This window comes from Maridesulfovibrio pacificus (SeqCode) (genome assembly GCF_048612815.1).
GTDB classification, from domain to species: domain Bacteria; phylum Desulfobacterota; class Desulfovibrionia; order Desulfovibrionales; family Desulfovibrionaceae; genus Maridesulfovibrio; species Maridesulfovibrio pacificus.
In genome coordinates, this window is record NZ_JBLZNE010000001.1 from 3,555,707 (window position 1) to 3,580,727 (window position 25,021).

The 25,021-nt window shown below is 48.9% G+C and carries 19 protein-coding genes; 10 read left to right on the plus strand and 9 right to left on the minus strand.

What is annotated here, in order from left to right; genetic code table 11:
• Positions 1 to 8: 8 nt before the first annotated feature.
• The 9 genes from ACNI23_RS16485 to sat all read right to left on the minus strand — a co-directional run bounded on the left by ACNI23_RS16485 (position 9) and on the right by sat (position 11,239).
• Positions 9 to 851, minus strand: coding sequence for an ABC transporter ATP-binding protein (locus tag ACNI23_RS16485; RefSeq protein ID WP_420250335.1), 843 nt, complete (start codon positions 849 to 851; stop codon positions 9 to 11).
• Positions 852 to 857: 6 nt separating this feature from the next.
• Complete coding sequence (locus tag ACNI23_RS16490; RefSeq protein ID WP_420250336.1) at positions 858 to 1,670, minus strand: MlaE family ABC transporter permease; 813 nt, start codon at positions 1,668 to 1,670, stop codon at positions 858 to 860.
• Between the two features lie 183 nt (positions 1,671 to 1,853).
• Positions 1,854 to 2,471, minus strand: a complete 618-nt coding sequence (locus ACNI23_RS16495; protein ID WP_420250337.1) for an HD domain-containing protein — start codon at positions 2,469 to 2,471, stop codon at positions 1,854 to 1,856.
• Between the two features lie 36 nt (positions 2,472 to 2,507).
• Positions 2,508 to 3,692, minus strand: coding sequence for a bifunctional glutamate N-acetyltransferase/amino-acid acetyltransferase ArgJ (argJ, locus tag ACNI23_RS16500; RefSeq protein ID WP_420250338.1), 1,185 nt, complete (start codon positions 3,690 to 3,692; stop codon positions 2,508 to 2,510).
• A gap of 186 nt (positions 3,693 to 3,878) precedes the next feature.
• A complete protein-coding gene (locus ACNI23_RS16505; RefSeq protein WP_420250340.1) occupies positions 3,879 to 5,780 on the minus strand; it encodes a SurA N-terminal domain-containing protein in 1,902 nt (633 codons plus the stop codon).
• Between the two features lie 100 nt (positions 5,781 to 5,880).
• A complete protein-coding gene (locus tag ACNI23_RS16510) occupies positions 5,881 to 7,797 on the minus strand; it encodes an aconitate hydratase (protein ID WP_420250341.1) in 1,917 nt (638 codons plus the stop codon).
• A 122-nt stretch (positions 7,798 to 7,919) separates the two neighbouring features.
• The gene (locus ACNI23_RS16515; protein WP_420250343.1) at positions 7,920 to 8,174 is read right to left on the minus strand and encodes a hypothetical protein; all 255 of its coding nucleotides are present in this window, start codon (positions 8,172 to 8,174) and stop codon (positions 7,920 to 7,922) included.
• On the minus strand, positions 8,137 to 9,777 hold the full coding sequence (locus ACNI23_RS16520; RefSeq protein WP_420250344.1) for a carboxyvinyltransferase: 1,641 nt from the start codon (positions 9,775 to 9,777) through the stop codon (positions 8,137 to 8,139). The genes ACNI23_RS16515 and ACNI23_RS16520 overlap by 38 nt, the downstream gene beginning before the upstream one ends.
• A gap of 181 nt (positions 9,778 to 9,958) precedes the next feature.
• Positions 9,959 to 11,239: a sulfate adenylyltransferase gene (gene sat / locus ACNI23_RS16525; RefSeq protein WP_420250345.1), complete on the minus strand. Its 1,281-nt coding sequence runs from the start codon at positions 11,237 to 11,239 to the stop codon at positions 9,959 to 9,961.
• An 893-nt stretch (positions 11,240 to 12,132) separates the two neighbouring features.
• Here sat and aprB point away from each other — a divergent pair.
• The 10 genes from aprB to ACNI23_RS16575 all read left to right on the plus strand — a co-directional run bounded on the left by aprB (position 12,133) and on the right by ACNI23_RS16575 (position 25,018).
• Entirely contained in the window at positions 12,133 to 12,618 is a 486-nt protein-coding gene (gene aprB, locus ACNI23_RS16530) for an adenylyl-sulfate reductase subunit beta (RefSeq protein ID WP_419781321.1), read from the plus strand.
• A gap of 68 nt (positions 12,619 to 12,686) precedes the next feature.
• Complete coding sequence (aprA, locus tag ACNI23_RS16535) at positions 12,687 to 14,678, plus strand: adenylyl-sulfate reductase subunit alpha (protein ID WP_420250347.1); 1,992 nt, start codon at positions 12,687 to 12,689, stop codon at positions 14,676 to 14,678.
• Positions 14,679 to 14,835: 157 nt separating this feature from the next.
• The gene (locus ACNI23_RS16540; RefSeq protein ID WP_420250349.1) at positions 14,836 to 16,074 is read left to right on the plus strand and encodes a CoB--CoM heterodisulfide reductase iron-sulfur subunit A family protein; all 1,239 of its coding nucleotides are present in this window, start codon (positions 14,836 to 14,838) and stop codon (positions 16,072 to 16,074) included.
• A gap of 6 nt (positions 16,075 to 16,080) precedes the next feature.
• Positions 16,081 to 18,369: a hydrogenase iron-sulfur subunit gene (locus tag ACNI23_RS16545; protein ID WP_420250352.1), complete on the plus strand. Its 2,289-nt coding sequence runs from the start codon at positions 16,081 to 16,083 to the stop codon at positions 18,367 to 18,369.
• A gap of 14 nt (positions 18,370 to 18,383) precedes the next feature.
• Entirely contained in the window at positions 18,384 to 19,604 is a 1,221-nt protein-coding gene (gene qmoC / locus ACNI23_RS16550) for a quinone-interacting membrane-bound oxidoreductase complex subunit QmoC (protein ID WP_420250354.1), read from the plus strand.
• A gap of 21 nt (positions 19,605 to 19,625) precedes the next feature.
• Entirely contained in the window at positions 19,626 to 20,312 is a 687-nt protein-coding gene (locus tag ACNI23_RS16555; RefSeq protein WP_420250355.1) for a hypothetical protein, read from the plus strand.
• Positions 20,313 to 20,934: 622 nt separating this feature from the next.
• Positions 20,935 to 21,690 carry an ABC transporter ATP-binding protein gene (locus tag ACNI23_RS16560; RefSeq protein ID WP_420250357.1) on the plus strand — a complete coding sequence of 252 codons (756 nt, stop codon included), beginning with the start codon at positions 20,935 to 20,937 and terminating at the stop codon, positions 21,688 to 21,690.
• A 28-nt stretch (positions 21,691 to 21,718) separates the two neighbouring features.
• Entirely contained in the window at positions 21,719 to 22,852 is a 1,134-nt protein-coding gene (locus ACNI23_RS16565) for a branched-chain amino acid ABC transporter substrate-binding protein (RefSeq protein ID WP_420250359.1), read from the plus strand.
• A 65-nt stretch (positions 22,853 to 22,917) separates the two neighbouring features.
• Positions 22,918 to 23,820: a branched-chain amino acid ABC transporter permease gene (locus ACNI23_RS16570; RefSeq protein WP_012765830.1), complete on the plus strand. Its 903-nt coding sequence runs from the start codon at positions 22,918 to 22,920 to the stop codon at positions 23,818 to 23,820.
• A 28-nt stretch (positions 23,821 to 23,848) separates the two neighbouring features.
• Positions 23,849 to 25,018: an ABC transporter permease subunit gene (locus tag ACNI23_RS16575; protein ID WP_420250360.1), complete on the plus strand. Its 1,170-nt coding sequence runs from the start codon at positions 23,849 to 23,851 to the stop codon at positions 25,016 to 25,018.
• The last annotated feature ends 3 nt before the right edge of the window (positions 25,019 to 25,021 follow it).

Genomic DNA, 25,021 nt, shown 5'->3' on the forward strand with positions numbered 1-25,021 from the left:
GTTCCAAATTAATTGCTGTTCAAATCGCCAATATATTTGGCGCAATCCATTTTCATAACAGAAGGATCAAGAGGAGCCATAGTCAGGCGCGGAGCTTCACGTTCCTCACTTTCACGATCCAGAAATTGACGCAGATAAGGTTCTTCCGTTGCCAGAAGTTCATCCTTCTGGCCTTTGAAAAGAGTTTTACCTTCACCGAGAACTACAACGTAATCGGCAATTGTCTGCATGCTGGCCAGATCATGGCTGACCACCACAATAGTCATATCAAACCTTTCTTTGAGTTCAATGAGCAAATCGTCAAGCTCGGCCGAGTTGATGGGGTCGAGTCCTGAAGTGGGTTCGTCACAGAACAGGATATCCGGGTCCATGACCATGGCGCGGGCAAGACCGGCCCTTTTGCGCATCCCCCCTGACAGTTCATTGGGGTAATATTCCATGAAATTTTCAAGGCCCACGAGACTTAGTTTGGCTTTGACCACGTCATGGATTTCGTCTTGTTTGAGTCTGGTATGCTCGCGTAGCGGTAAGGCTACGTTATCAAAAAGATTCAGTGCACCCAGAAGCGCTCCGTCCTGAAAGAGAACGCCGATACGTTGTTTCAGGCAACGGAAGGCCTTGCGTTTGAGTTTGTAAATATTATGCCTGCCGAGATATACGGCACCACTCATGGGAGTGTTAAGTTTGAGAATGTTCTTAAGCAGGGTTGATTTACCACAGCCTGAACGTCCGAGAATAACGGATATCCCGCCGCCGGGCAGGGTCGCATTGATATCGGAAACTACGGGATTACCGCCGTAGCCGATAGTCAGGTCCTCGATTCTGATATCCGGTGCTTTGGTGTTCATCATGTTCCTCTAGAGAAGCAAGGAAGTTATGATGTAGTCGGCCACAAGGACCAGTACACAGGACATAACTACTGCGGTTGTTGTTGCTTGGCTTACGCCCTCGGGACCTTTGCCGTCTTTGCGGTGGTGGGTGAAATAACCCTGAAAGCAGCAAACCGTGCAGACCAGAACTGCGAATACGAGCGATTTGTTGAATCCGGTGGAAATATCATCCCAGCCCAAAGCGGTATGAACACGGTGCCAGTATACGCCTGCGTTGCCACCCATCAGTATTACTCCGCTGATATAGCCGCCAATAATACCGATAAGGTCGAAGAAAGCTGTCAGGATCGGGAATGAAATCAAGGAAGCGACCAGCTTAGGGCTGACCAGATAGTTTATGGGGTTGATGTCCATGAGTTCTAGGGCATCAATCTGTTCTGAGATGCGCATGACCCCGATTTCAGCCGTCATGGACGATCCAGCCCTTCCGGTAAGCATTATGGCTGTGAGTACAGGTCCGAGTTCACGAACCAGTGAAAGAGCCACTGCCGCTCCGAGAAAACCTTCAGAACCGAACTTGGATAGGGCGTATTGGGTTTGGAGACCGACAACCATACCGGTGAAAAGCCCGATCAACGAAATAACAGTAATGGACTTGACTCCGATGAAGTAGAGTTCCTTTACTGATTTATTGAAAATTCCAAGTGAACTGAAAATATGCAGCAGGCCGTGCATGAGGAAAATGAACATTGCTCCCGCTTCATTAAGGAGATTAATGCTCCATTTGCCAACCATATTTATAGGCAGGAGTATTTTGTTTTCAGTTTCGACTTGAGACATGGTCAGTTAATTACCATAAAGAGTTTTAAAGTGTTAAATAAGTTTTCTAAATATAATTGGTATCGGTCGATTTTGGATAAAGCTAAACCGACCCCTTAGCATAATGATCTTGAAAATAAAAGGACGAAAAAGGTATAGGGGCAGTATTAACTCATGCCCGGTCCAAACTTGCTGTTCTTCAGATTACTCTTCGTCATCAAGTCCGTTTTTATTTTCCCACCAGCTTGGGGGCGGACCGAGATACCACCAGTCTTTATGGTCAGTCTCAGCTATCTTATCGGCTAATTGCTGACCTTCTTCAGTGCGCAATCTTTTCAGTGCCGATTCCATCCATTTTCCGGCGTATGGGTTGCCCATATCCATTTCTTCTTTGAGGTTGAGGATGAAATCAAGTTGGTCAGCATCCTGAGCCAGCTTTGATTCAAGAGTCTCACATTCCTCAAGTTCTTCCCAATGAGGGAAAATTTTATCTTCGAGCCCGGTCCCGGCAAGTGTGTGTCGTAAAGCCTTATCCCGGTAGCTGCGGTTATAGATACGGTTTACGTAGTTAAAATCCCCGGTGCGGGCTTCATGCAAATCATGGAAAAGGCACATGAAGACTGTGCGGGCCATGTCTGCACCAGCCATGTCTGCCAGAACGTATCCAAGAACCGCCACCCGGTAGGAGTGGTCGGCAACTGACTCCGATCCTGTGCCCAGAAACTGGTATCCTGTTCGCGGGGTTTTGCGCAGCATGCCGACTTCAAATAAAAAGTCGGCAAGCCTGGTCATCTTGTCGCGGTTTTCAAGGTTTTTCATCATAGGAAAGTCTGATTATATTTATCTAATGTGAAATTTTTAGGATCTGTAATCAGCATTAATGCTGATATATTCCTTTGTCAGATCAGAAGCCTGCAGTATGGAGGTCCCTTCGCCATCACCAAGAGTGATGTTTACTTCAACGTCCTGCTTACGCATGATCGGTTCAAGCAGAGCATCCATGTCGCCTTCAACCGGCTTGCCTTTCTCAAAGACCACGATTTTACCAAAGCTTAGGGTCAGTTGCTCAGGATCGAATTCTGCTCCGCTTCTGCCGGCAGCCGCTACGATGCGGCCCCAGTTGGGGTCTTCACCGAAAAGGGCGGTTTTAACCAGCGGAGAATTACCGACTGCACGAACCATAAGTTCAGCGTCTTCATCTGAAGCAGCACCGCTTACTTTAATATGCATGACTTTGGTTCCGCCCTCAGCGTCTTGTACTATCATATAAGATAGCTGCTGGCATATATCGAGAAGCAGGGATTCAATTGCATCCTGTGTCTCTGCGTTCTCAGCTTTGACTCCGGATGCTCCGTTGGCAAAGGCCATAACGGTGTCATTTGTGCTGGTGTCGCCGTCAACGGTGATGCAGTTGAAGCTTTTATCAATGCATCTGCGCAGAGCTTCCTGCCACCATTTGGGATCAACTTCCGCGTCACAGGTTACGTAACCGAGCATGGTCGCCATGTTCGGGGAGATCATGCCTGCGCCTTTGCACATGCCGAGCATGCGTACAGGCTTGCCGTTACATTCAATCTCGCCCCATGCAATTTTGGGGAATTTGTCAGTAGTCATGATGGCTTTAGCAGCCTTCACCGGGTCGCTGTCGGAAAGTGCGGGCTTGAGTTTAGGTGCAACCTCCCGCCATTTTTCCATATTGAAGCGCGGTCCGATAACCCCGGTTGAGGAAGGAAGCAGATCGCGTGAATTCAACCCAAGGTATTTTGCAGCCAGTATAAGGCTTTCCCGGCAATCTTCAATCCCTTCAGCTCCGGTACAGGCGTTGGCGAGTCCGGCATTGACGATGGCTCCGCGGACAATCTGTGATTCAGCCAGAATTTCCTTGCCCACGGTAACCGGTGCAGCCTGAAATTTGTTTTTAGTGAACACAGCAGCTGCAACAGCAGGAACATCACTGAGAATCAGGGCCAGATCGTTGCGGCCGCTGTATTTGAATCCAGCCTCGAGGGCTGCAAATTTGTATCCTTCGGGAATCTGAAGCATGGTCTTTTATCCTCTGAAATATCCTGCCAGCAATGGTGTTGACAGTAGTTTTTTGTTGTTACTCTCTCAGAAAAAACTGTGCAAGACAAAATAGCTGATTAAAACAAAAGTTGTCGCGATTCATACAAAAAAACGGGTCTGTCCAAGCAAGAACAGACCCGTTGATATAAGCTGATTGAATTCAGGCTAATTCAGGAGATCCTTGCGGACATACTCAACTTTAGCCTTGGATCGTAACTCGGTAAGAAATGCGCCAAATACTTCATTGGAGCGCTGCTGGAATATTGCATCCATGACCATATCTTTCTGGGCAGCCCATGCATCCTCTTTGGGAGGAATACGTTCATCGACACGGGCAACAATGAAACCGCCGGGAAGTTCAAAAACTTCGGATATCCACTGGTCTTTCTTAGCTGCCAAAGCTGCCTGAGCCAGCTTGGGGTTCATGCCCAGACCGGGGACAAAGCCGTCACGACCGAAGGGCTCGGAGGTCTTAAGCTCCTTTTTAATGACCTTGAAAGCTTCTGCTTCAGTGTTTTTGTTCGCCAGCTGGCTCATGATAGCAATAGCTTTAGCTTTAGCCAGATTCATTGCTTGCTGCTGGGAAAGGAAGCTTTCAATGTCCTTTTCCTGATCCTTAAGCGGGCTCAGGGACGGAGGAACATCAGTTTCCTTCTCTACGAGGATGTAACCGCCATCGATAGCAACAGGCATATCAGTCGCGTTGCCTTTAGGCAGGGCGATGATGGTCTGTGCTGCACTCTCGGTCATGCCGAAGGCGCGGGAAAGGTTTTCAACAGTTGCCTGTTCACTTTTCTTGAAAGCAATACCCAGTTCTTCGGAAACTTTGTCCAGCTTCATGCCGGAAGCAAGCAGATCAATTGCGTGGTCCAGTTTGTCGGTAATGGAGTCTGCTGCTTTTTCCTGAGCGATCAGGGAGTTGATTTCGTCTTTGACCTGATCCAGATCTTTCTGACCGGCTTCGCGGACGTCATCAATTTTGATCAGGTGCCAACCGAAACGGGTGCGCACAGGCTCACTGACCTCGCCTTTTTTGAGAGCGAATGCTGCTTCTTCAAAGGGCTTAACCATGGCGCCGCGGCCAAACCAGCCGAGTTCTCCACCTTTGGAGCTGCTGGGACCTTCAGAGTATTTTTCAGCCAGTTTGCCGAAATCCTGACCGGATTTGGCTTTGGCGAGTACTTTTTTAATTTTCTTTTCTGCCGCAGCAACTTCTTTGTCAGAAGCGTTCTCATCAACAGTGATCAGGATATGGCGTGCATTCAACTGAGCTTCCTGCTGGAAAGCTTCTTTGTTGGCTTCATAGTATGCCTTGATTTCTTCAGGGGTAACTGACTCGTTGATAGACAGTTCTTCCGGAGTGAAGGCAATGTACTTAACAACAGAGCGTGCCGGGATAGTGAATTTATCAGGGTTGGCTTTGTAGAAATCTTCAATCTGTTTGTCACCGATCTTGATATTTTTAACAAAGTCAGCACCGGAGACATAGTAGTAATCGATCTGAACTTTTTCAGCAGCAGAGTCGAAAAGTGCGCGGGCATCAGCTTCAGTGGGCTTGACCGGCATGGTTACGTATTCCTGCAGCTTGCGGATCAAAGCGCTGTTACGCATGTCATTTTCAAAGGTGGCTGCGGACATGGCTCTGCTTTGCAGGAAAGCCTGATAGAGGTTCATGTCGAATTTGCCGTCTTTGTCAGCAAAAGCAGGAATCTGACTGATGCTGTATGAAAGCTCGCTGTTAGATACAGAGATTCCGAGTTTTTCTGCTTCTGCTTCTAGAAGTTTCTGGCTGACCAGCTGTTCAAGAACAGCTTTCTTGAATTCAGGGGACTGCAGTTGATCGGAGTCTAAGTTAGGATTCTGGGCCCTTAATGCTTCAGCAGTTTCACGGTAGACCTGCATGAATTCCTGAGTAGGAACAGGCTGGTCGTTAACGTAAGCGATTACCGGATCGGTGTTGCCGTTGAATCCGCCGGCGCCGAAGGCAAAAATAAAAACTGCGATAATGATACCGAATGCGATTTTGATACCCCAGCTCTGGGCATTTTGGCGCAGAATGTCCATCATGGCTTCTTCAGTCTCCGTTTGCAGCAGGTGCTGCTTTCAAGTGTTTATTCTATTATAATCGGCAGGGTATCCACCATTGCGGATACCCTGCCTTACTCATTTACAGTTGTTTACCGACGTAGTTCAGCAGGCCGCCGGCTTTAATAATTTCAAGTTCTTTTGCGGAAAGGTCGTTTTTGACTTTAACTTCAACTCCATCAGCTTTGACAGAAGTCTCTCCGCCAGGAGTGATGGTTGTGGTATCAATGGTCAATTTACTACCTTCTGACAGTTTGTCGTAATCGCTCTTTTCAGAGAGTACAAGGGGTAGAATGCCAAAATTGATAAGATTTGCACGATGAATGCGTGCAAGAGACTTGGTAATTACAGCAACAACGCCCAAATGACGGGGGCCGAGAGCTGCATGTTCGCGGCTGGAACCCTGTCCGTAGTTTTCTCCGCCGAGAATGATTCCGCTTTCAGCAGCTTTCATGCGGCCAACGAATCCTTCATCAACACGACTGAAGATATATTCACTGATCGCGGGAATGTTGGAACGCAGTGCAGTAATCTGCGCGCCCGCGGGCAGAATGTGGTCAGTAGTAATGTCATCTTCGACCTTGAGGCGGATTTCAGAGGAAATCTGATCCGGCAGGGCGGAGAATGTCTCAAGAGGAACAATATTGGGACCGCGCACGATTTCAACTTCAGCTCTATTTTCGGGAGGGAAGATGAAAAGATGGCGGATTGAAGGAACTTCTTCAGGGAAGTCGATCTTGGCCGGAGGAGTACCCCAGGTTGCGGGATCGGTGAATTCACCTGCAAGGGCCAGCTTCGCGGCAGTCTGCGGGCTGGCCAGATAGACCTGCGCATCCTGAGTTCCGCTGCGTCCTTCAAAGTTACGGTTGAAGGTACGTACGCTCACCCCGGCAGAAGTGGGGGAGCCGCCCATACCGATACAGGGGCCGCAGGTACATTCGAGCAGTCTTGCACCGGAATCGATGAAGTTGGCGATAAGTCCATCGGAAGCAAGCATTTTGAGAACCTGCTTGGAACCGGGGGAGATCATCAGGTCCACACCTTCCGGCAACTGCTGGTCCTGCAGAATCAGGGCGGTTGTCTTCAGGTCGGAGTAAGAAGAGTTGGTACATGAACCGATGGCTGACTGGTTGACTTTGAGTCCGGCGAGGGACTTAACAGTTACAACTCGGTCCGGCATATGCGGCTGGGCTACCAGCGGCTCGAGTTCGGAAAGGTTGATTTCAACTACTTCAGCGTAAGTTGCATCCGCATCGGCGATAAGCTCGGACCAGTCGTCTTCGCGGCCCATGGCCTTGAGGAATGCTTTGGTGTTCTCATCGCTGGGGAAGATGGAAGTGGTCGCACCCAATTCCGCGCCCATGTTGGTGATGACTGCACGTTCGGGAACGGAAAGAGTCTTTACGCCTTCGCCTGCAAATTCGAATACCTTGCCCACACCGCCTTTAACGGTTTTGAGTTCAAGCAGCTTGAGGATAATATCTTTGGCAGAAGCCCATCCGGTCAGTTTGCCGGAAAGCTCAACCTTAACCACCTTGGGCATGGGAATGGAATAGGGCTGTCCGGCCATAGCCAGAGCAACGGAAAGTCCGCCCGCACCCATAGCCAGCATACCCAGTCCACCTGCAGTGGGGGTATGGCTGTCTGAGCCGATCAGGGTTTTGCCCGGTTTGGCAAAGTTCTCCAGATGCAGCTGGTGACAGATTCCTGTCCCGGCAGGGGAGAAAACAACGCCGTGTTTGGCAGCAACAGTGCGCAGGTACTGATGATCGTCAGGGTTGCGAAAACCCATTTGCAGGGTGTTGTGGTCAACGTAACTTACGGAAAGTTCAGTCTGGACCTTATCAATCCCCATCGCTTCAAATTGCAGATAAGCCATGGTGCCGGTGGCATCCTGAGTAAGAGTCTGATCAATTCGTAGTCCGACCTCTGTTCCCGGCTCCATTTCGCCATTCAAAAGATGTTCAGATATGATCTTTTCAGTAATATTTAAACCCATGATACCTCCGGTGAGATTATGCTTTTCTTAAGCAGATTTGAAACTAAGTGTCCTGTTGTACGTCGCATACCCGCGTACTTCATAAAGTGCCCGCTAAAGCTGTTATGAGAAGGCGGGATCTATTATCCTTCCATTCCGAGGCGCATTCGGTTTATCTTTCGTTGACGGATGTCAATCTCAGCTTCCAGACGCAGTTTATCTTGCTGCGATTCGAAGATTTCTTTGGCAAAAAAGATCCCTTCAGAAGGATTTTCACTTGCCAGCAGTGTTTTAGTTCGCTGCTGGCAGAGTGTAAGTTCCTTCTTGAAATTCTCGATTTCTACTTCGATCTCAGGGATGCTAATCGATTTTAATTCTTCTTCGGGTTGTTGATTCATCTTTTTTCTTAACCTCAGGGTCTTTGAGACCGTTGACTTCCGGCAGGCTGTTGTAAAGGGTCCAGTAACGAGGCCAGAGATCAGAGATGTCGCCGGGGTTTTCAAGAGAGATTCCGGGGCGCATCCAGGCCATGAGACCAAGAGCAATACCGAAGAAAGGAGTAGGAGCGGACCATGCTTCATCCCATTTGAGTCTGCCGGGAAGAACGGTAAGTTCTTCTTCGCCGCGTTCATATTTGATTCCGAGGCGTTCAAGCAGTTCAATTCCCTGTTCAAACATCACTGCGTCAGCAATATTGCTGACTTTGCATTCTGAACGGGAGTTTACTGCAAGGGCGAGGCCGACGGGGAAGAGGTCGGTTGCATTTCCGAAGTTAAAGGAGGCTTCTGCTGCGGCTTCACCCTTGGTTGCAGAGATGCTTCCTTTAGAAATTTCAATATTAAGACCACCGGCCTTCAGGATCCGGATAGCGTCTTCAGCGGTTTCGTTTTTCGGCCAGTAACCGTTAAGGGTTACCTGTCCGTTGCTGAAAGCAGGCATTGCCAGCAGTGCGGCACAAAGTTCAGGCTCCAGAGCAATGGAAGGCTGTTCAGGAACAGATATTTCCTTTGTCGCGGGAATGGAGCATTCGGTTTCATTAAGCTCGGCTTTGACACCGCATTTTTTGAGGACAGCAACAACTTCTTTGAGCAGTCCGGCTCCATGCCAGCCTTCTGCAAATTTCATGGTCAATCCCTGCGGATAGGTCCATGCTGCCAGAGCAAGCGCGGCAATAAATTCAGCAGGAATGTCTTCAGAAATTTCAATGGATGAAGCCATGCGGCCACCGCATTCGAGACGGGCGGGTAAGCCGTGGCTCTGGAGGTCAAGAGTGTTAAGTCTTGCACCCAGCGGAGAAAGAATTGAAGCCAGCGGTCTGGAATCGAACTGCTTAAGGATGGGGCCGCCGGCGATTTTGAACTTGCCAACGGTTTTGAGGCCGAAGGCAATTGTCAGGAACATGTTCATGGCATTGTCCCCGGCAAAGATCAGCTTCTCTTCAAATTCGATTCCTTCACCTGCACGGGATTCGATGGTTTCACCATCCCATGAAAGGTGTGCTCCAGCCTGATTAAGCGATTTGATCAGTTCGGTGATCTCATCGTTAACACAAAGGGGACCCATCTTGGCCTCAGCTCCTGCTGCTGCGCAGAGTGCAATCCAGAGCTTGGACTGTAAAAGAGAACCGGGACCGTCAAAAGTCACGTTCACAGGTCTTTGAGGCGGAGACAATACATATGTAGAAAGCTTACGGTTCTCTGGCTTGGCAACACATGCATAAGCAAGGTTGTTAAGCTGTTCGAAAACACGGCGAGCTGTTTTGAGGTCGAATTTTTTATGACCGGCTTCTGCAGACCATGTTTCAAAGATACGTCTTTCCATATCCGGATCGCCGAGGGGCAGCCCCTTCAGTTTGCGTTTGCTTGCAGCTTTACCCATAAGGTAGTTTCTGCGGGAGACAAGGGAAAGAAGTCTTGCGTCCAGCTCTTTGATTTCGTCGAGCAGGGACTGTCTACGCGGTGCAGCACCGCCGGAACGTTCAAATTTTTTATATTCGGGCATTATTTTTGTTTCCTGAAATGTGATATAGAGAAGTCCACCTTAATAGCGCGATTTCTCCCGATGGGCAACCCCTCTGATTTGCGGTGTAAAAAAGAAGCCCTTTCGCCCGTAATGACAAAGAAAAAGGGGAGAGGCGAAAACCGCCTCCCCCCTGAATAAGCAAGTAGTAATACTACTTAAATTACATTGCGTCGCCGGAAGCTGCGCCCTGCATTTTGACTTCAACCTTTTCGGTGAGGCCTTCGTAGTATTCGCGGAGCTGTACGAGAACTTCGTCACGACCGAAGTGATCTACGATTTCAGCGCCTTCAGAGAGAGCTTTACGCAGTTTGGTACCGGAAAGGATTACGCGCTCTTCTTTGTTGTGAGGGCAGGTTCTCAGGGAAGCCATGCCGTCGCACTTGTAGCAGTAGAAAGTCCAGTCAATCTTCATGGGCTCACAAAGGAGAGCTTTACCGGGCTCGGGACAAGCTTCAGTTGCGTAAGGAATCTTGTCGAAGATTTCCTGAGCTTCGAACAGACCGTAGAAATCACCAACACCAGCGTGGTCACGACCGATCAGCATGCGGTTAACACCGTAGTTCTGACGGAAGGTAGCGTGGAGGAGGCCTTCACGGGGACCTGCGTAACGCATATCGAGGGGGTAACCAGCCTGGATAACGTTTTCTTTAACAAAGTAGTGCTCAACGAGAGTGTCGATTGCTTTAACACGAACTTCAGCAGGAATGTCACCGGGCTTGAGGTTACCGATCAGGGAGTGGATCAGACAACCGTCACAAACTTCGATGGAGATTTTTGCCAGGAACTCGTGAGAACGGTGCATGGGGTTACGGAGCTGGAGAGCAGAAACTGTGGACCAGCCTTTTTCGTCGAACATTGCACGGGTTTCTGCGGGACGCAGGTAAACACCTTTGTACTGTTCGGGGTACTCACCTTCGGAGAGAACTTTAACGGGACCAGCGAGGTTGTACTTCTTCTGAGCCATAACCATCTGAACACCGGGGTGATCTTCGAGAGCGGTTTTCCAGAAGATATCGTCTGCGGATTCTTCGCCTTCACCTTTGAAGACCTGGTAGCATTCCCATTTCTTGTCTTCTTCGGACATTTCGTATTTTTCGGTGATCTGCATGGTTGCATATACTTCACCGTTGTTTACGAGAGCGATTTCGTCACCGACTTTAACGTCTTCGTCGTCGGAATCGAGGGTAACCGGTACGGGCCAGAAGGTGCCGTCGGTCATCAGAAATTTTTCACAAACGCCTTTCCAGTCTTCTTTACCCATGAAGCCGTTCAGGGGAGAGAAACCACCACATCCCATCATGATGAGGTCACCCTTTGCGCGGGCGGAAATTTCGATCTGTTTCAGACCTTCTGCTTTTTTCTGTTCAGCAGCGAGTTCTGCTCCTTCGAGCAGGCAGCATACAAGACCTTTACCACCGTGAGGGGCTACGAGCTTAGACATGTTTACGTCTCCTTGTAGTAATTATTTTTTCAACACCTTGGCCCTTCCGCAAGACCTCCTGATAAGAAATCTTCGGCCTCCGAGTATTTCATGGAGGCAGCGCTTCTATAGTGAAGCGGGTCTGCGGAACGAAAATTCGTAAAAACCATTATCATGGAGTCCACTTTCAGGATAGTCCTAAAAGGCGTTTTCTCCATAAAGCTTAAGAGGGGTTATGAATGGTTTGTGAAAGAAATGTCAAGGGCAAAATTCAAATAGAGTGAAATTTTTCACTTAGTATAAGGTTCGGTTAGATGGGAATGTTGGAATATTTTAAAGTATGTGCAAATATTATAGCTAGTTACTGTTTTAGTTGGTTGCAGTCTAGTGGCAATGCTTACAGAATTGACTAAAAAGAGTAAGAGGATTTTGGATAGTGCTGTGTGTGGGTGCTTCTAGTGTCGATTTAACGTTAAGATGGAAAGATTAGTCATCATATTATATGTAGCTGTTATTTGGACTCTGTCTAGAGAAAATCAGGTAAAAGTCTATGCCGTTGGCATGTAAAATCGGTTTGTTATGACAGTTGTGAAGAAAATCCCACAATCTGAAAAAAAGGCTTGCAATTAAAGGCTAGATTGAACTAAATACCAATCCATGATGGAACACATTATTGTTTTGTCGCAAAAGACCAGAGCCGTTTTTTTATAGTTTTGGAACTATGGCGACAGTGTTTCTAAGCCGTTTATATAGCGGATTTGAAATTAGCTTGTTCTAAATTTCACTTTCGCCTTGACACCGAGTGAGGGGCTTGATAGTTACTAATTTCACGAGCCTTGAACTTTAGGCAAGATTATAAATGGTTATAGGATGTCGGTGATTGATAACATTAAACCCTTTTAGGAGGACTAGGTATGCCGACCTTTGTCAATCCGGAAAAGTGTGATGGCTGTAAAGGTGGAGAAAAGACCGCCTGCATGTACATCTGCCCTAACGATCTTATGATCCTGGATCCCGAAGAAATGCGGGCTTACAACCAGGAACCCGAAGGATGCTGGGAGTGTTACTCCTGCGTCAAAATTTGTCCCCAGGGCGCTATTGAAGCACGTCCCTACGGTGACTTCGCACCCATGGGTGGTACTTCCATTCCCATGCGTTCCGCTGAAGACATCATGTGGACCGTTAAATTCCGTAACGGTAACGTAAAGCGCTTCAAGTTCCCCATCCGCACTACCCCTGAAGGTTCTATCAAACCTTATGAAGGTAAACCCGAGCCGACTGACCTCGACAACGAACTGCTCTTCACCGAAACTGAACTGGTTACCCCCAAAGAAGTTCTCGGACAGAAGTTTGACGTTGCTGATGCAGACAAGACTACTGCTTGGAAGGATCTGGATTAATCACTGCTAAGAGTTTGTCTTGGGTGTATTAATTCACGCAATCTTAAAAACCTAATTAAGGAGGAAACATGCCTCTTCTCCCTAGTAAAGAAGCTTCTAAAGGTGTTGCTCTCGCAGAACCTGAGCTTATAGAAAAAGACGTGGACCTGCTCCTCGTCGGTGGTGGTATGGGTAACTGCGGTGTTGCTTATGAAGCAATGCGCTGGATCGAAAAAGTTGGTGGCGACATCTCCATCATGCTCCTCGATAAAGCTGCTATGGAACGTTCCGGTGCTGTTGCACAGGGTCTTTCCGCTATCAACACCTACCTTGGCGAAAATGACGCTGATGACTACGTACGCATGGTTCGTACTGACCTCATGGGCCTCGTTCGCGAAGACCTTATTTTTGACCTCGGCCGTCACGTTGATGACTCCGTTCACCTTTTTGAAGAGTGGGGCCTTCCCTGCTGGATCAAAAAAGACGGTAAGAACCTCGACGGTGCAGCTGCTAAAGCAGCTGGTCTCTCCCTGCGTAACGGCGACGCTTGCGTTCGTTCCGGTCGCTGGCAGATGATGATTAACGGTGAATCCTACAAGTGCATCGTTGCTGAAGCAGCTAAAATGGCTCTCGGCGAAGAAAACTACATGGAACGTATCTTCATCGTTAAAATGCTCCTCGACGCTAATGAGCCTAACCGCATCGCTGGTGCAGTTGGTTTCTCCACACGCGAAAACAAAGTATACGTTTTCAAATGTAACGCAGCTGTTGTAGCTTGCGGTGGTGCTGTTAACGTTTACCGTCCTCGCTCCACTGGTGAAGGTATGGGTCGTGCATGGTACCCCGTATGGAACGCTGGTTCCACCTACACCATGTGTGCTCAGGTTGGCGCTGAAATGACCATGATGGAAAACCGCTTCGTACCCGCTCGTTTCAAAGACGGTTACGGTCCGGTTGGTGCATGGTTCCTGCTCTTCAAAGCTAAAGCAACCAACTACAAAGGCGAAGACTACTGCGAAACTAACCGCGCAATGCTCAAGCCTTACGAAGATCGCGGCTACGCTAAAGGTCACGTTATCCCGACCTGTCTGCGTAACCACATGATGCTCCGTGAAATGCGTGAAGGCCGCGGCCCCATCTACATGGATACCGCTACCGCACTGCAGAACACCTTCAAAGAACTGACACCTGCTGAGCAGAAGCACCTCGAGTCCGAAGCTTGGGAAGACTTCCTTGACATGTGTGTTGGTCAGGCTAACCTCTGGGCTTGTCAGAACATCGAACCTGAAAACTCCGGTTCCGAAATCATGCCCACCGAGCCTTACCTCCTCGGTTCTCACTCCGGTTGCTGCGGTATCTGGACTTCCGGTCCGGACGAAGACTGGGTTCCCGAAGATTACAAAGTTAAAGCTGACAACGGTAAAGTCTACAACCGTATGACCACCGTTAACGGCCTCTGGACCTGTGCTGACGGTGTTGGTGCATCCGGTCACAAGTTCTCTTCCGGTTCTCACGCTGAAGGTCGTATCGTTGGTAAGCAGATGGTACGCTGGGTTGTTGACCACAAGGACTTCAAACCCTCTCTGAAAGAAAATGCTGCTGACCTCGCTAAAGAGATCTACCAGCCTTGGTACACCTACGAAGAAGGTAAAGGCATCTCTACCGACCCCGTAGTTAACCCCAACTACATCACTCCCAAAAACTTCATGATGCGCCTCGTTAAGGCAACTGATGAATACGGTGGTGGTGTTGGTACCATGTACGTGACTTCTAAGTCTCTCCTGCACACCGGTTTCCACCTTCTCGAAATGCTCGAAGAAGACTCTAGAAAACTGGCTGCTCGCGACCTCCACGAACTCATGCGCTGCTGGGAGCAGTTCCACAGACTGTGGACTGTACGCCTGCACATGCAGCACATTGAATTCCGTGAAGAGTCCCGTTACCCCGGTTTCTACTACCGCGGTGACTTCATGGGTCTCGATGATTCCAAGTGGAAATGCTTCGTCAACTCCAAGTATGACGTAGAAAAAGGCGAAACTACCGTCTTCAAGAAAGCATACCACCAGATCATCCCCACCTAAGCCGGGAATGATATATGCGGCTGCGGGCTTAGGCCCGCAGCCGTTCTTTTACGGCTTGCACTGAAATGGTCTGAATCCGTATTGCGACCCTTCGGTCGGTGTCCGGGTTTGGGCCATTTTAAGGCTCAGGGCTTCTAAGAGTTCAGGAGGATAGAGAATGTCAAATAGCATACTTGTCGTAGGCGGCGGGTTCAGTGGTATCACTGCTGCACTCGAAGCCGCTGAAGTAGGCCATGAAGTCTTCATCGTGGAGAAGGCGCCGTATCTGGGTGGCCGGGTGATGCAGCTGAATAAATATTTTCCGAAGCTGTGTCCTCCTTCCTGCGGACTGGAGATTCAGTTTCAGAGAATCAAAAACAATAAGAACGTAAAGTTCTTTACCTTGGCTGAAGTGGAATCCATCAGCGGTTCCAAAGGCGACTACGAAGTCAAGGTTCGCATCAAGCCCAGATATGTGGGTCCCGGCAGTGTTGAACTCACTGACGTCATCGCGAAACTGTCCAATGACATTACCGATGAATTTGAGTTTAAACTCTGCGACCGCAAAGCTCTTTACATGGATGTACCTTTTGCTTTCCCCGCAAGGTATGTTCTTGAAAAAGAAAATTGCACCGATGAAGACCTCAAACTTCTCGAAGGTGTCGAAGTTATCGACCTGAAAGAAGAGGAAAAGGTCATCACACTTAATGTAGGTTCCATCGTCTACGCTACCGGCTGGAAGCCTTACGATGTTACCAAACTTTCCAACCTCGGCGCAGGTACCGTACAGAACTGTATTTCCAACATGGCGATGGAAAGACTTGCAGCTCCCAGCGGACCTACCGACGGTAAGATTGTGCGCCCCTCTGACGGTGCACAGCCTAAAAACATCGCATTCGTACAGTGTGCGGGTTCTCGCGATGAAAACCACCTCAACTTTTGTTCCTACATCTGTTGCATGGCTTCCTTGAAGCAGGCTGCATATGTTCGTGAGCAGTACCCTGACGCAAAGGTCACCATTTACTACATCGACCTGCGTACTCCGGGACGTTACGACAAGTTCGCCAAGCGCATTCTTTCCGATGACAAGATCAATGCCGTTAAAGGTAAGGTCGCTGAAGTTATCGAAGAATCCGGTTCCGGCAATGTTCTCGTCACAGTTGAGGATGCTGAATCCGGTATCAAGTCCCAGAACGAACATGATCTCTTAGTTCTGGCAACCGGTATGCAGCCCAGTCTTGCTGGTACCCCGGTTCCTTCCGGTGTACAGGTTGACGATCAGGGCTTTATTGTCGGCGGTGAGGAACAAGGCATTTTCGCTGCCGGGTGTGCAAAGCAGCCTCTGGATGTCATGAAGACAGCCCAGTCCGGTACTGCTGCCGCTCTCAAAGCGATCCAAACGGTGATAGGGAGGTAAGTCGACATGCCCGAAAAAATCGGTGTTTATTTCGACCAAGCGAGCGTATCCCCTTACCTGAACGCTGAAGAAATGGCTGAACTGGTCGGTCGCGTTTACGCGAACGAGTGTCCGGTCGTAAAGGTGCACCCGCGTCTTAACAGCGAGGAAGGAAGAAAGCTCATTCAGGAAGATATCGACGCTGGCAACGTTGACGCAGTATGTATCTGCGGCACTAGCCCTCGCGTTGACTGGGACATTTTCGACTTTGACAATGTCGTTGTCGAACGAGTCAACCTGCGTGAACAGTGCATCAAGGTTTTCAGGAATCCCGACGGCACCATGCCTGATCCTAACGGAGAAGTTCCTGAGCTCCTCAAAATTATGGCAAACGAATACGTCAAAATGGGTGTTACCAAGCTGCTCAAGACTAATGAGCAGGAATCCCAGGCTTTTGATACCAACAAGGTTGTCATGGTCATGGGTGGTGGTTTCACCGGTCTTACTGCGGCTCTTTACGCTGCCAAGACCAACCACGACGTAATTTTGATAGAAAAGGAAGCCAATCTTGGTGGTAAGGCTGCCGGAATGTACAAGACATTCCCCCTTTCCTATCCCTATACTGAAGCACACGAAACCGGCATTGAAGCTCTGATCTCTGAAGTTCAGTCCAATTCCAGAATCAAAGTGCTGACCTCTGCACAGCTTACAGCTCTCGAAGGCGCTCCCGGCAAATACACTGCTAAAGTGAAAGTCGGCGGCAACGTTGAAGAAATGGCTGTAGGCGCATGTGTTCTGGCTACCGGTTGGGTTGCCCAGGACACTAAATACGTAGAGCCTATGGGTTACGGTTCTTCTAAGGTTGTGACTGCTGCGGAATTTGAAGCTATGGTCAAGGAAGGCAAGATGACTGCCAAGTCTGTTGCCTTTGTTCTTGATACCCGCCTCAGTGAAAAGCAGTTTGCCGCTGAAGAAGAAGCTTACGCGAATCGCTCTGAAGAGCAGATTGCAGCTGACGATGCTGCAGCAGCAGAAGCAGCAGAAGGTGAAGAAGAGGAAACCTTTGTCTATGAAGACATGGAATCTTATAAGCACCTGCCTTACACTTCTGAGCTGAGCAGCCTCGTTGCCCTCAAGCAGGCCAACTACGTACGCGAAAAAAATGACGACGCTGTAGCCTACATCATCTACGATCACATGATGGTGCCCGGCGTAAACGAGCGTTACTACCGTGCTGCACAGGATAACCCCGGTGTTATGCTGACTAAAGGTACCGTAACTTCCATCAAGGAAGAGGGTGCCGGAATGGTTGTTTGCGCAAGCAACACCCTGCTCGGTGAAAATATTGAAATCGAAGCTGAACTGGTCGTAGTTCCCACCGGTATGGTTCCCACCACCGCGCACGATCCGACCATCAACCTCGTATACAGACAGGGTCCTGCATTCCCCGATCTCCAGCAGTTCGACGGTTACGCAGACTCCAACTACATCTGCTTCCCCTACGAAACACGCCGTACCGGTATTTATGCCGCAGGTTGTGTCCGTCAGCCCATGTCCATGGGACTTGCCCGTGAGGATGCAGCAGGTGCTGTACTGAAAGCGATCCAGTGTATCAACTCCTCCAACCACGGCGTAGCTGTACACCCCCGCTCCGGTGACACCACCTATCCTGTTTTCAACTTCATGCGCTGCACCCAGTGTAAGCGTTGTACCGAGGAATGTCCCTTCGGCGCACTGGATGATGATGAAAAAGGAACACCAATGCCGAATCCGTCCCGTTGCCGCCGTTGCGGTACCTGTATGGGTGCCTGCCCTGAGCGCGTAATCGGATTCGACAACTACAACATTGACATGATCGGTTCCATGATCAAGCAGGTTAACGTACCTGATGATATGGAAGCTGACGGTCCCCGTTTTATCGTTCTGGCTTGCGAAAACGATGCCTACCCGGCACTCGATATGGCAGCTATGCGCGGTAAAGGCTGGTCTCCTTACGTTCGTGTTGTTCCCGTCCGCTGCCTCGGCTCTGTAAACACCATCTGGATTGCTGATGCAATGTCCAAGGGTATTGATGGAGTTCTTCTGCTCGGTTGTAAATACGGTGAAGATTACCAGTGCCACTTTATGAAAGGTTCTGAGCTTTGTAACCGCCGTATGGAAAACGTCGCTGATTCTCTGAACAGACTTGGCGTTGAACCCGAACGTGTTGTACAGGCTGAACTTGCCATCGACGAATATGACAAAGTGCCCGATATGATCGATAACTTTGTTAAAGAGATGATCAAGATCGGTCCTAACCCGTTCAAGGGCTACTAGGAGGTAGACGCGACATGGAAAAAGATATTCGCATTAAACCGGATCTGCAGTTCATCAAAGAACTGCAGGAAGTCGGTGGCGAAAGCCTCAAGAAGTGCTATCAGTGCGCAACTTGCTCTGTAGCCTGTCCCCTCTCGCCTGCCGACAACCCTTACCCGCGTAAGGAAATGGTCTGGGCTCAGTGGGGCCTTAAAGATAAACTCGTAAATGACATTGATATATGGCTGTGCCACAACTGCGGTACCTGTTCCGACCTGTGCCCCCGCGGCGCTCGTCCGGCAGACCTTCTCGCAGGACTGCGTAACATGGCCTATCAGAAGATGGTAACCCCTTCCATTATCGGTAAATGGATGGCTTCCCCCAAGCATCTGCCCAAGCTTATTGCTATTCCGGCAGCTATCTACCTGGTGATTTGGTTCATCATGGCGGGAGTTCGCGGTTCCTTCTTCCCTCTTAAAGATGGTGAAATCGTCTACGGACATCTGTTCCCCGGCGACTTTACTATTGACCCGATCTTCATGATTGCCTTCGGTTTCATGGTTTGGACTTTCTACAAGGGAGTAAAGAACCTGATCGAATCATTCAAAGATCAACCTAAGGTCTTTGCTGTAGGTGACAAATCTGAAAAGCCCAGCATGCTGGAGTGCTTCATCGACGTTTGCAAAAACGAACTGGTGACTCACTCCAAGTGGAAAGAATGCGGCGAAACCGACGAAGCTGACGAACAGAAGTTCAACGGCCACCGTTTCATAATGGTCGCATTTATCTGCCTGATGGTAGTAACCGGTGTGGTTGCAGTAACCCACTGGGGTGGAAAGATTATTCCTTTCCTCGGCCCCATCGGCCATACCCCCATGCCGCTGTGGCATCCGATCAAGATTCTGGCCAACGTCGGCGCAGTACTGCTGGTTTACTCCCTCGTGCTGCTCACCAAGCGTCGCCTGAATCAGGACCAGGGCGTACACGGTTCCAGCTACTATGACTGGTACCTGCTCGGCCTGATCTGGACTATCGCCGTAACCGGCATCATGTGCGAAATCCTGCGTCTCCTCGGCGTCGCAATTCTCGCATACCCCATGTACTACGTGCACTTGATCGCCGTATTCATGATGTTTGTCTATCTGCCGTGGTCTAAGCTTGGACACCTCGTCTACAGGACTGCAGCTTTAACTTATGCAAGATACATTGGCCGTCTGCCCATGCCGGTCCGTGAAGAAAAGACTTTTACTCTGTAATAGAGCAAGGAGGAACTAACCATGTCTGAAGCACGCAAAACTTTCCCCATGAGCACTTTTGTGTCCTACATCAAGGGTGGCGAAAGCAATAACTCTGTACAGGAACTTCTGGGCTACATGACTCAGAAAGACATTGATGCTGAATTCGAACCTTTTGCAGCAGCTCTTGCAAAAGCATGGATCTACGAACAGCATCCTGAACTGGCTAAAATGAAAACCGGTCAGGTTACCGGCCTTGGCGACAACGTTTCCGTTGGCGCACTTCCCGGCGACGTTATGATCCAGGTTGACGCTATCTTCGGAAAGCTCGCTGAATACCGTACCACCATCACTGAACAGGCTGCTAAAGTTCAGGATCTGGAAACCAAACTTGCTGCTGCTGAAGGCAAACTCGGTGAAACCGAAAAAGCCATGGCTGAGTACAAAGGCAAGTGTGAAGCTTTCGAAGCTGCTGGTAAAGACGAAGGCGACAAAGTCATCGTTACTTCCCAGGAAAAAGTTGAAGAGTACATCGGCAAGGTTGATGAACTCCTCAAGATGATCGAAGACGTTAAAAAGCACGGTGTTGTAACCGTAGCTGCTGGTGCTGTTGCTGAAGGCGCTGCTCCTGCTGCTGGTGGCGACTCCGCTGGCGCTCCCGAAACCGGTGGCGCACCTGCTGAAGACTTCGGCTTCGGTTCCGATCCCTTCGGTGATGACAGCTGGTAGGCCGATAAAAGCCTCTTAGCTTCATTCAATTGAAGTACGTAAGGCCCTGTCCGCAATGCGGACAGGGCCTTTTTTTTATTTGTTAAGGCTCAACAGAATAAAATTTTTTTTGAAAAATTTTACATAAGTGAGAACTCAATCGCAGAAGTCAAAATGCTATTGCAATGCAAAATAATTAAATACTCGAACTAAATTCATGAAAAAAGTGTTTTTAGAGACTAAATGTCAGCTAAAGCCAAGGCAGTAATGATTTAGAAGGAAATTAGCCAAATATGGAAAATAGTGCTAAATATATGGACAATTTTGTAAGCAAAAAAAGACTTTTATTACGCATTATAATCTGTATGATTAAATGTGAATCAGTAGATGTAGATACTAATATTAGATAAAACGACTAGAATGCAGAATATAGTTATATTTGCATTCTGCTGTTTCTTGATCAAGTAGTCAACTGTGTTGTTGTGTAATTCGTATTGTTGCTGATTCTGCAATCAGTATATTGTAATATTCTTGGTAAAGCATTGTTGTTGCGAATAATAATTCTTTAGATCGAGTTAGTAAGGAATAAAAAACGTCTTCTGCCTTGATCTTAAGAAGAATAATGTGTATAGGTATGTCCAATATGGCAGAACTTCATTTACACGACGTGAGCGTCCGCTTCGGTGGGCTGCAGGCTTTGGCAGAGGTTAACTTCTCTCTCATGCCGGGGGAGATTGTGGGGCTGATAGGTCCCAACGGCGCTGGCAAAACTACAGTCTTTAACGTGATCACCGGAGTTTATTCGGCTTCCGGGGGGCACGTGGAGTACAATGGTGAAAACCTGACCGGGCTGAAGCCATATCAGGTGCTTCATAAAGGCATTGCCAGAACCTTCCAGAATATCCGTCTTTTTCAGAACATGACCGCTCTTGAAAACGTAATGGTTGCTCAGCACTCCCGCTCTTCGTGTGGAGTCTTCGGAGCCATTTTCCGCACTCCGGCCCAGAAAATGGAGGAGGCGCGTATCAAGGAGAAGGCCATGGAGGAACTCCGTTTTGCGGAGTTGGACGAGTATGCTGACGAAGTGGCGTCCAGTCTTCCATACGGTCATCAGCGCAGACTTGAGATTGCGAGGGCGCTGGCTTCTGAGCCTAGTTCCATTTTGCTTGATGAGCCTGCGGCGGGGCTGAACCCGGCGGAGAGTGCGGAGTTAATGGAAACGATCCGTAAAATCTCTGAAAGAGGTATTAACGTGCTGATGGTGGAACATGACATGAAAGTTGTCATGGGAATTTGTCAGCGTCTTGTAGTTCTTGATCACGGAGTAATGATTGCAAAGGGGAACCCTGAAGAAATTCAGAAGAATCCTGCTGTAATTGAGGCATATCTGGGTAACTAATCTTATTTACTTTAGGGAGGCTCATTTTATGAAACGTTCTATGATGACAGCATTGCTCGTGGCAGCAATTCTGATGCTGAGCGCAGGTATGGTGTTCGCTAAGACACTTAAAGTCGGAACCATGGGACCGCTGACCGGACCATATGCTGCTGACGGTAATGACATTAAGAATGGTGTACTTACTGCAGTTGAAGTTGTGAAAGCAAATGGTGGTATTCCCGGTTTTGATGACATCGTGATTTTGCCGCAGGATACTGCTTGCGAACCCCGTCAGGCTGTTGCAACTGCCAACAAGCTGATCAACGAAGAAGTAAACGGTGTTGTCGGCGCATATTGTTCAAGTGCAACTCTGCCTGCTTCTGAAGTTCTTGATGAAGAATCAATCGTCATGATCACCCCGGCCTCCACTAATGAAAAAGTTACCTCCCGCGGTCTGCCTTACATGTTCCGCATGTGCGGTCGTGATGATGACCAGGGTGCTATTGCTCTCAAATTCATGCAGGAAAAAATCGGTGCTAAGACAGTTTACATCGTAGACGATAAGACAGCTTATTCTCAGGGACTTGCTGACGGCGTAGAGAAGATGTGTAACGCCGCTGGAATTAAAGTTCTTGGTCACGAGCACGTAAACCAGGGCGATAAAGATTTTTCCGCTATCCTTACTAAAGTTAAAAATACCAATCCTGATGTGTTCTACATGTCCATGCAGAACTCAGCGACCGGTGCTTTGATGCTCATTCAGGCTAAACGCATGGGTATCAAGGCTGTCCGTCTGGCTCAGGATGCTGTTTATCATCCGCAGCTTATTGAGATCGCAAAAGATGCTGCAGAAGGTGTTTACCTGACATTCGGTTATATCGATAGCGAAGCTCCTGCTTACAAAGAATTCTATGCCAAGTACCAGCCCAAGCACGGTGAGCCCGGTGCATACTCCGGTTATGCTTATGACTCCGCCATGGCTTATTTCAAGGCTGTAAATGCTGCCGGTTCTACCGATCCTGATAAGGTTAAAGCCGAACTCATGAAGCTTGATTACGATGGTGCAACCAAGCACATAAAGTTCAAGCCTAACGGAGACTCCGGCTCCAACTACATTATCCGTAAGGTTGATGGCGGAAAGTTCATTAACTACTGGAACCCTGCAACCGGTAAGCTCTACTAGAAGTACTGAAATCACGGTCCCCGTCTTGAATGACGGGGACCTTTACGCACAGCCCCCGGAACTCCATGGAATATTTTTTTCAGCAACTCATCAACGGTATTACCCTCGGTAGTGTCTACGCACTGATCGCGCTGGGTTATACCATGGTGTACGGCATTATCCAGCTCATTAACTTCGCCCATGGTGAATTTTTTGCGGCTGGCGGTTATGTCGGTGTTATCTTTATGAGCTACCTGCTCGCGCAGGGTGCTCCGGCATGGGTCTGCCTGTCCGGATCGCTTATTCTGGCTATGGCTTATTGCGCTATGCTGGCCATGGCTGTTGAGAAAGTGGCCTATAAACCGCTGCGAAGCTCTTCAAGGCTTTCGGTGCTCCTTTCTGCTCTCGGTATGTCCATTTTTCTGCAGAATGGCCTGATGCTTACTCAGGGTGTATATGACAGACCTTATCCCACTGAATTGACACAGGGAGGATTTGAGTTTGGGACAGTCATGCTGTCTTACATGCAGCTTTTCATTGTCAGCCTGACCGCATTTTTGCTGGTTGCGCTTAACTTTCTGGTCTTTAAGACCCGTATCGGTAAGGCCATGCGCTCCACAGCACAGGATAAAATTATGTCTGCGCTGGTGGGAATCAACTCGAACCGTATCATCAGCCTGACTTTTGCCATCGGTGCCGGACTGGCTGCTGCCGCCGGGATTATGGTCGGTCTTTATTATGGATCGGTACGTTATGACATGGGTTTTGTCCCGGGTATCAAAGCTTTTGCCGCTGCTGTTCTGGGCGGAATCGGTAACATTACCGGTGCAATGATCGGTGGCTTTATTATTGGTATGGTCGAAATTTTCGCTGCCGGCTATATCTCCGGCGAGTACAAGGATGTCTTTGCATTTCTGATCCTCATCGGAGTGCTTTATTTCAGACCTTCAGGAATCATGGGAGAGAACGTTGACGATACCAGAGTTTAAAAAGCACTGGACTTCTTTAGGCGTTGGGATGATCTGGCTTTTCGTCCTGCTCTGGCCCTTACTCGGAGTTAAGCCTGAAGGATTGGAAGTGGCAACCACCTTTTCAGTTTGGTGGAAGATTGCCGCCGGGTGCTCGTTTCTTCTTGTCTTACGGCAGCTGAAAAGTATCGGAGCCTTTAATTTTATTACCAAGCCTGCCGGGGCTGCAGTTGGGGGAGTGAAGAAGGCTACCTCGACACTGCCATTTGCAGTCTGGGCTTTTGCCATACTTGCTTTTGCTGTGGCTTATCCGCATCTTTTCGGGCGTTATGCGCAGGATGTAGCAATTAACTGCATGATTTATATCTGCCTCGGTCTCGGCTTGAACATTGTAGTTGGCCTCGCAGGTATGCTTGATCTTGGCTATATCGCTTTTTACGGCCTTGGTGCTTACACCTATGCCTTGCTCTCTATACATTTCAAGCTTGCATTTTGGCTTTGCCTGCCCATCAGTGCAGGTGTGGCCGGATTGGGGGCCTGCATCATCGGTTACTGTTCCATGCGTATGCGAGGTGACTATCTGGCTATTGTTACCCTCGGTTTTGCAGAAATCGTGCGCATGGTACTCAATAACTGGATGAGCCTGACCAACGGCCCCAACGGGATTACCGGGATTAAGGCTCCCGGCGTATATTGGCCTGATTTTGCCAATGGATTTACCCTTGAACATCTTTGGCTCAAAAAGCTGTCGCTTATCTATTATGTAATATTAGCCTTGGTTGTGTTCACCATCATCGCGGTCTACCGTTTGAACCATTCACGTATCGGACGTGCATGGGAAGCCATCCGCGAGGATGAGACTGCTGCCGAGGTCATGGGAATTCCCACTTTTTATATGAAATTGCTGGCGTATTGCTCTGGAGCATGCTTTGGCGGTATGGCCGGTGCTTTTTATGCCGCACGTATGCGTTTTGTCAGCCCGGAATCATTTACTTTCCTCGAATCTGCAATGGTTCTTTCCATGGTGGTTCTAGGTGGTATGGGCTCCATTCCCGGGGTTATCCTCGGCGCACTGGCCTTGATTGCCCTGCCGGAGATTTTCAGGGATTTCGAACTTTACCGCATGCTTGTTTTTGGTGGCGTCATGACATTAATGATGCTCTTCAGGCCGCAGGGACTGCTGCCTCCCAAACGTAGAATGAAGGCGGAAAAGGATTAAGCC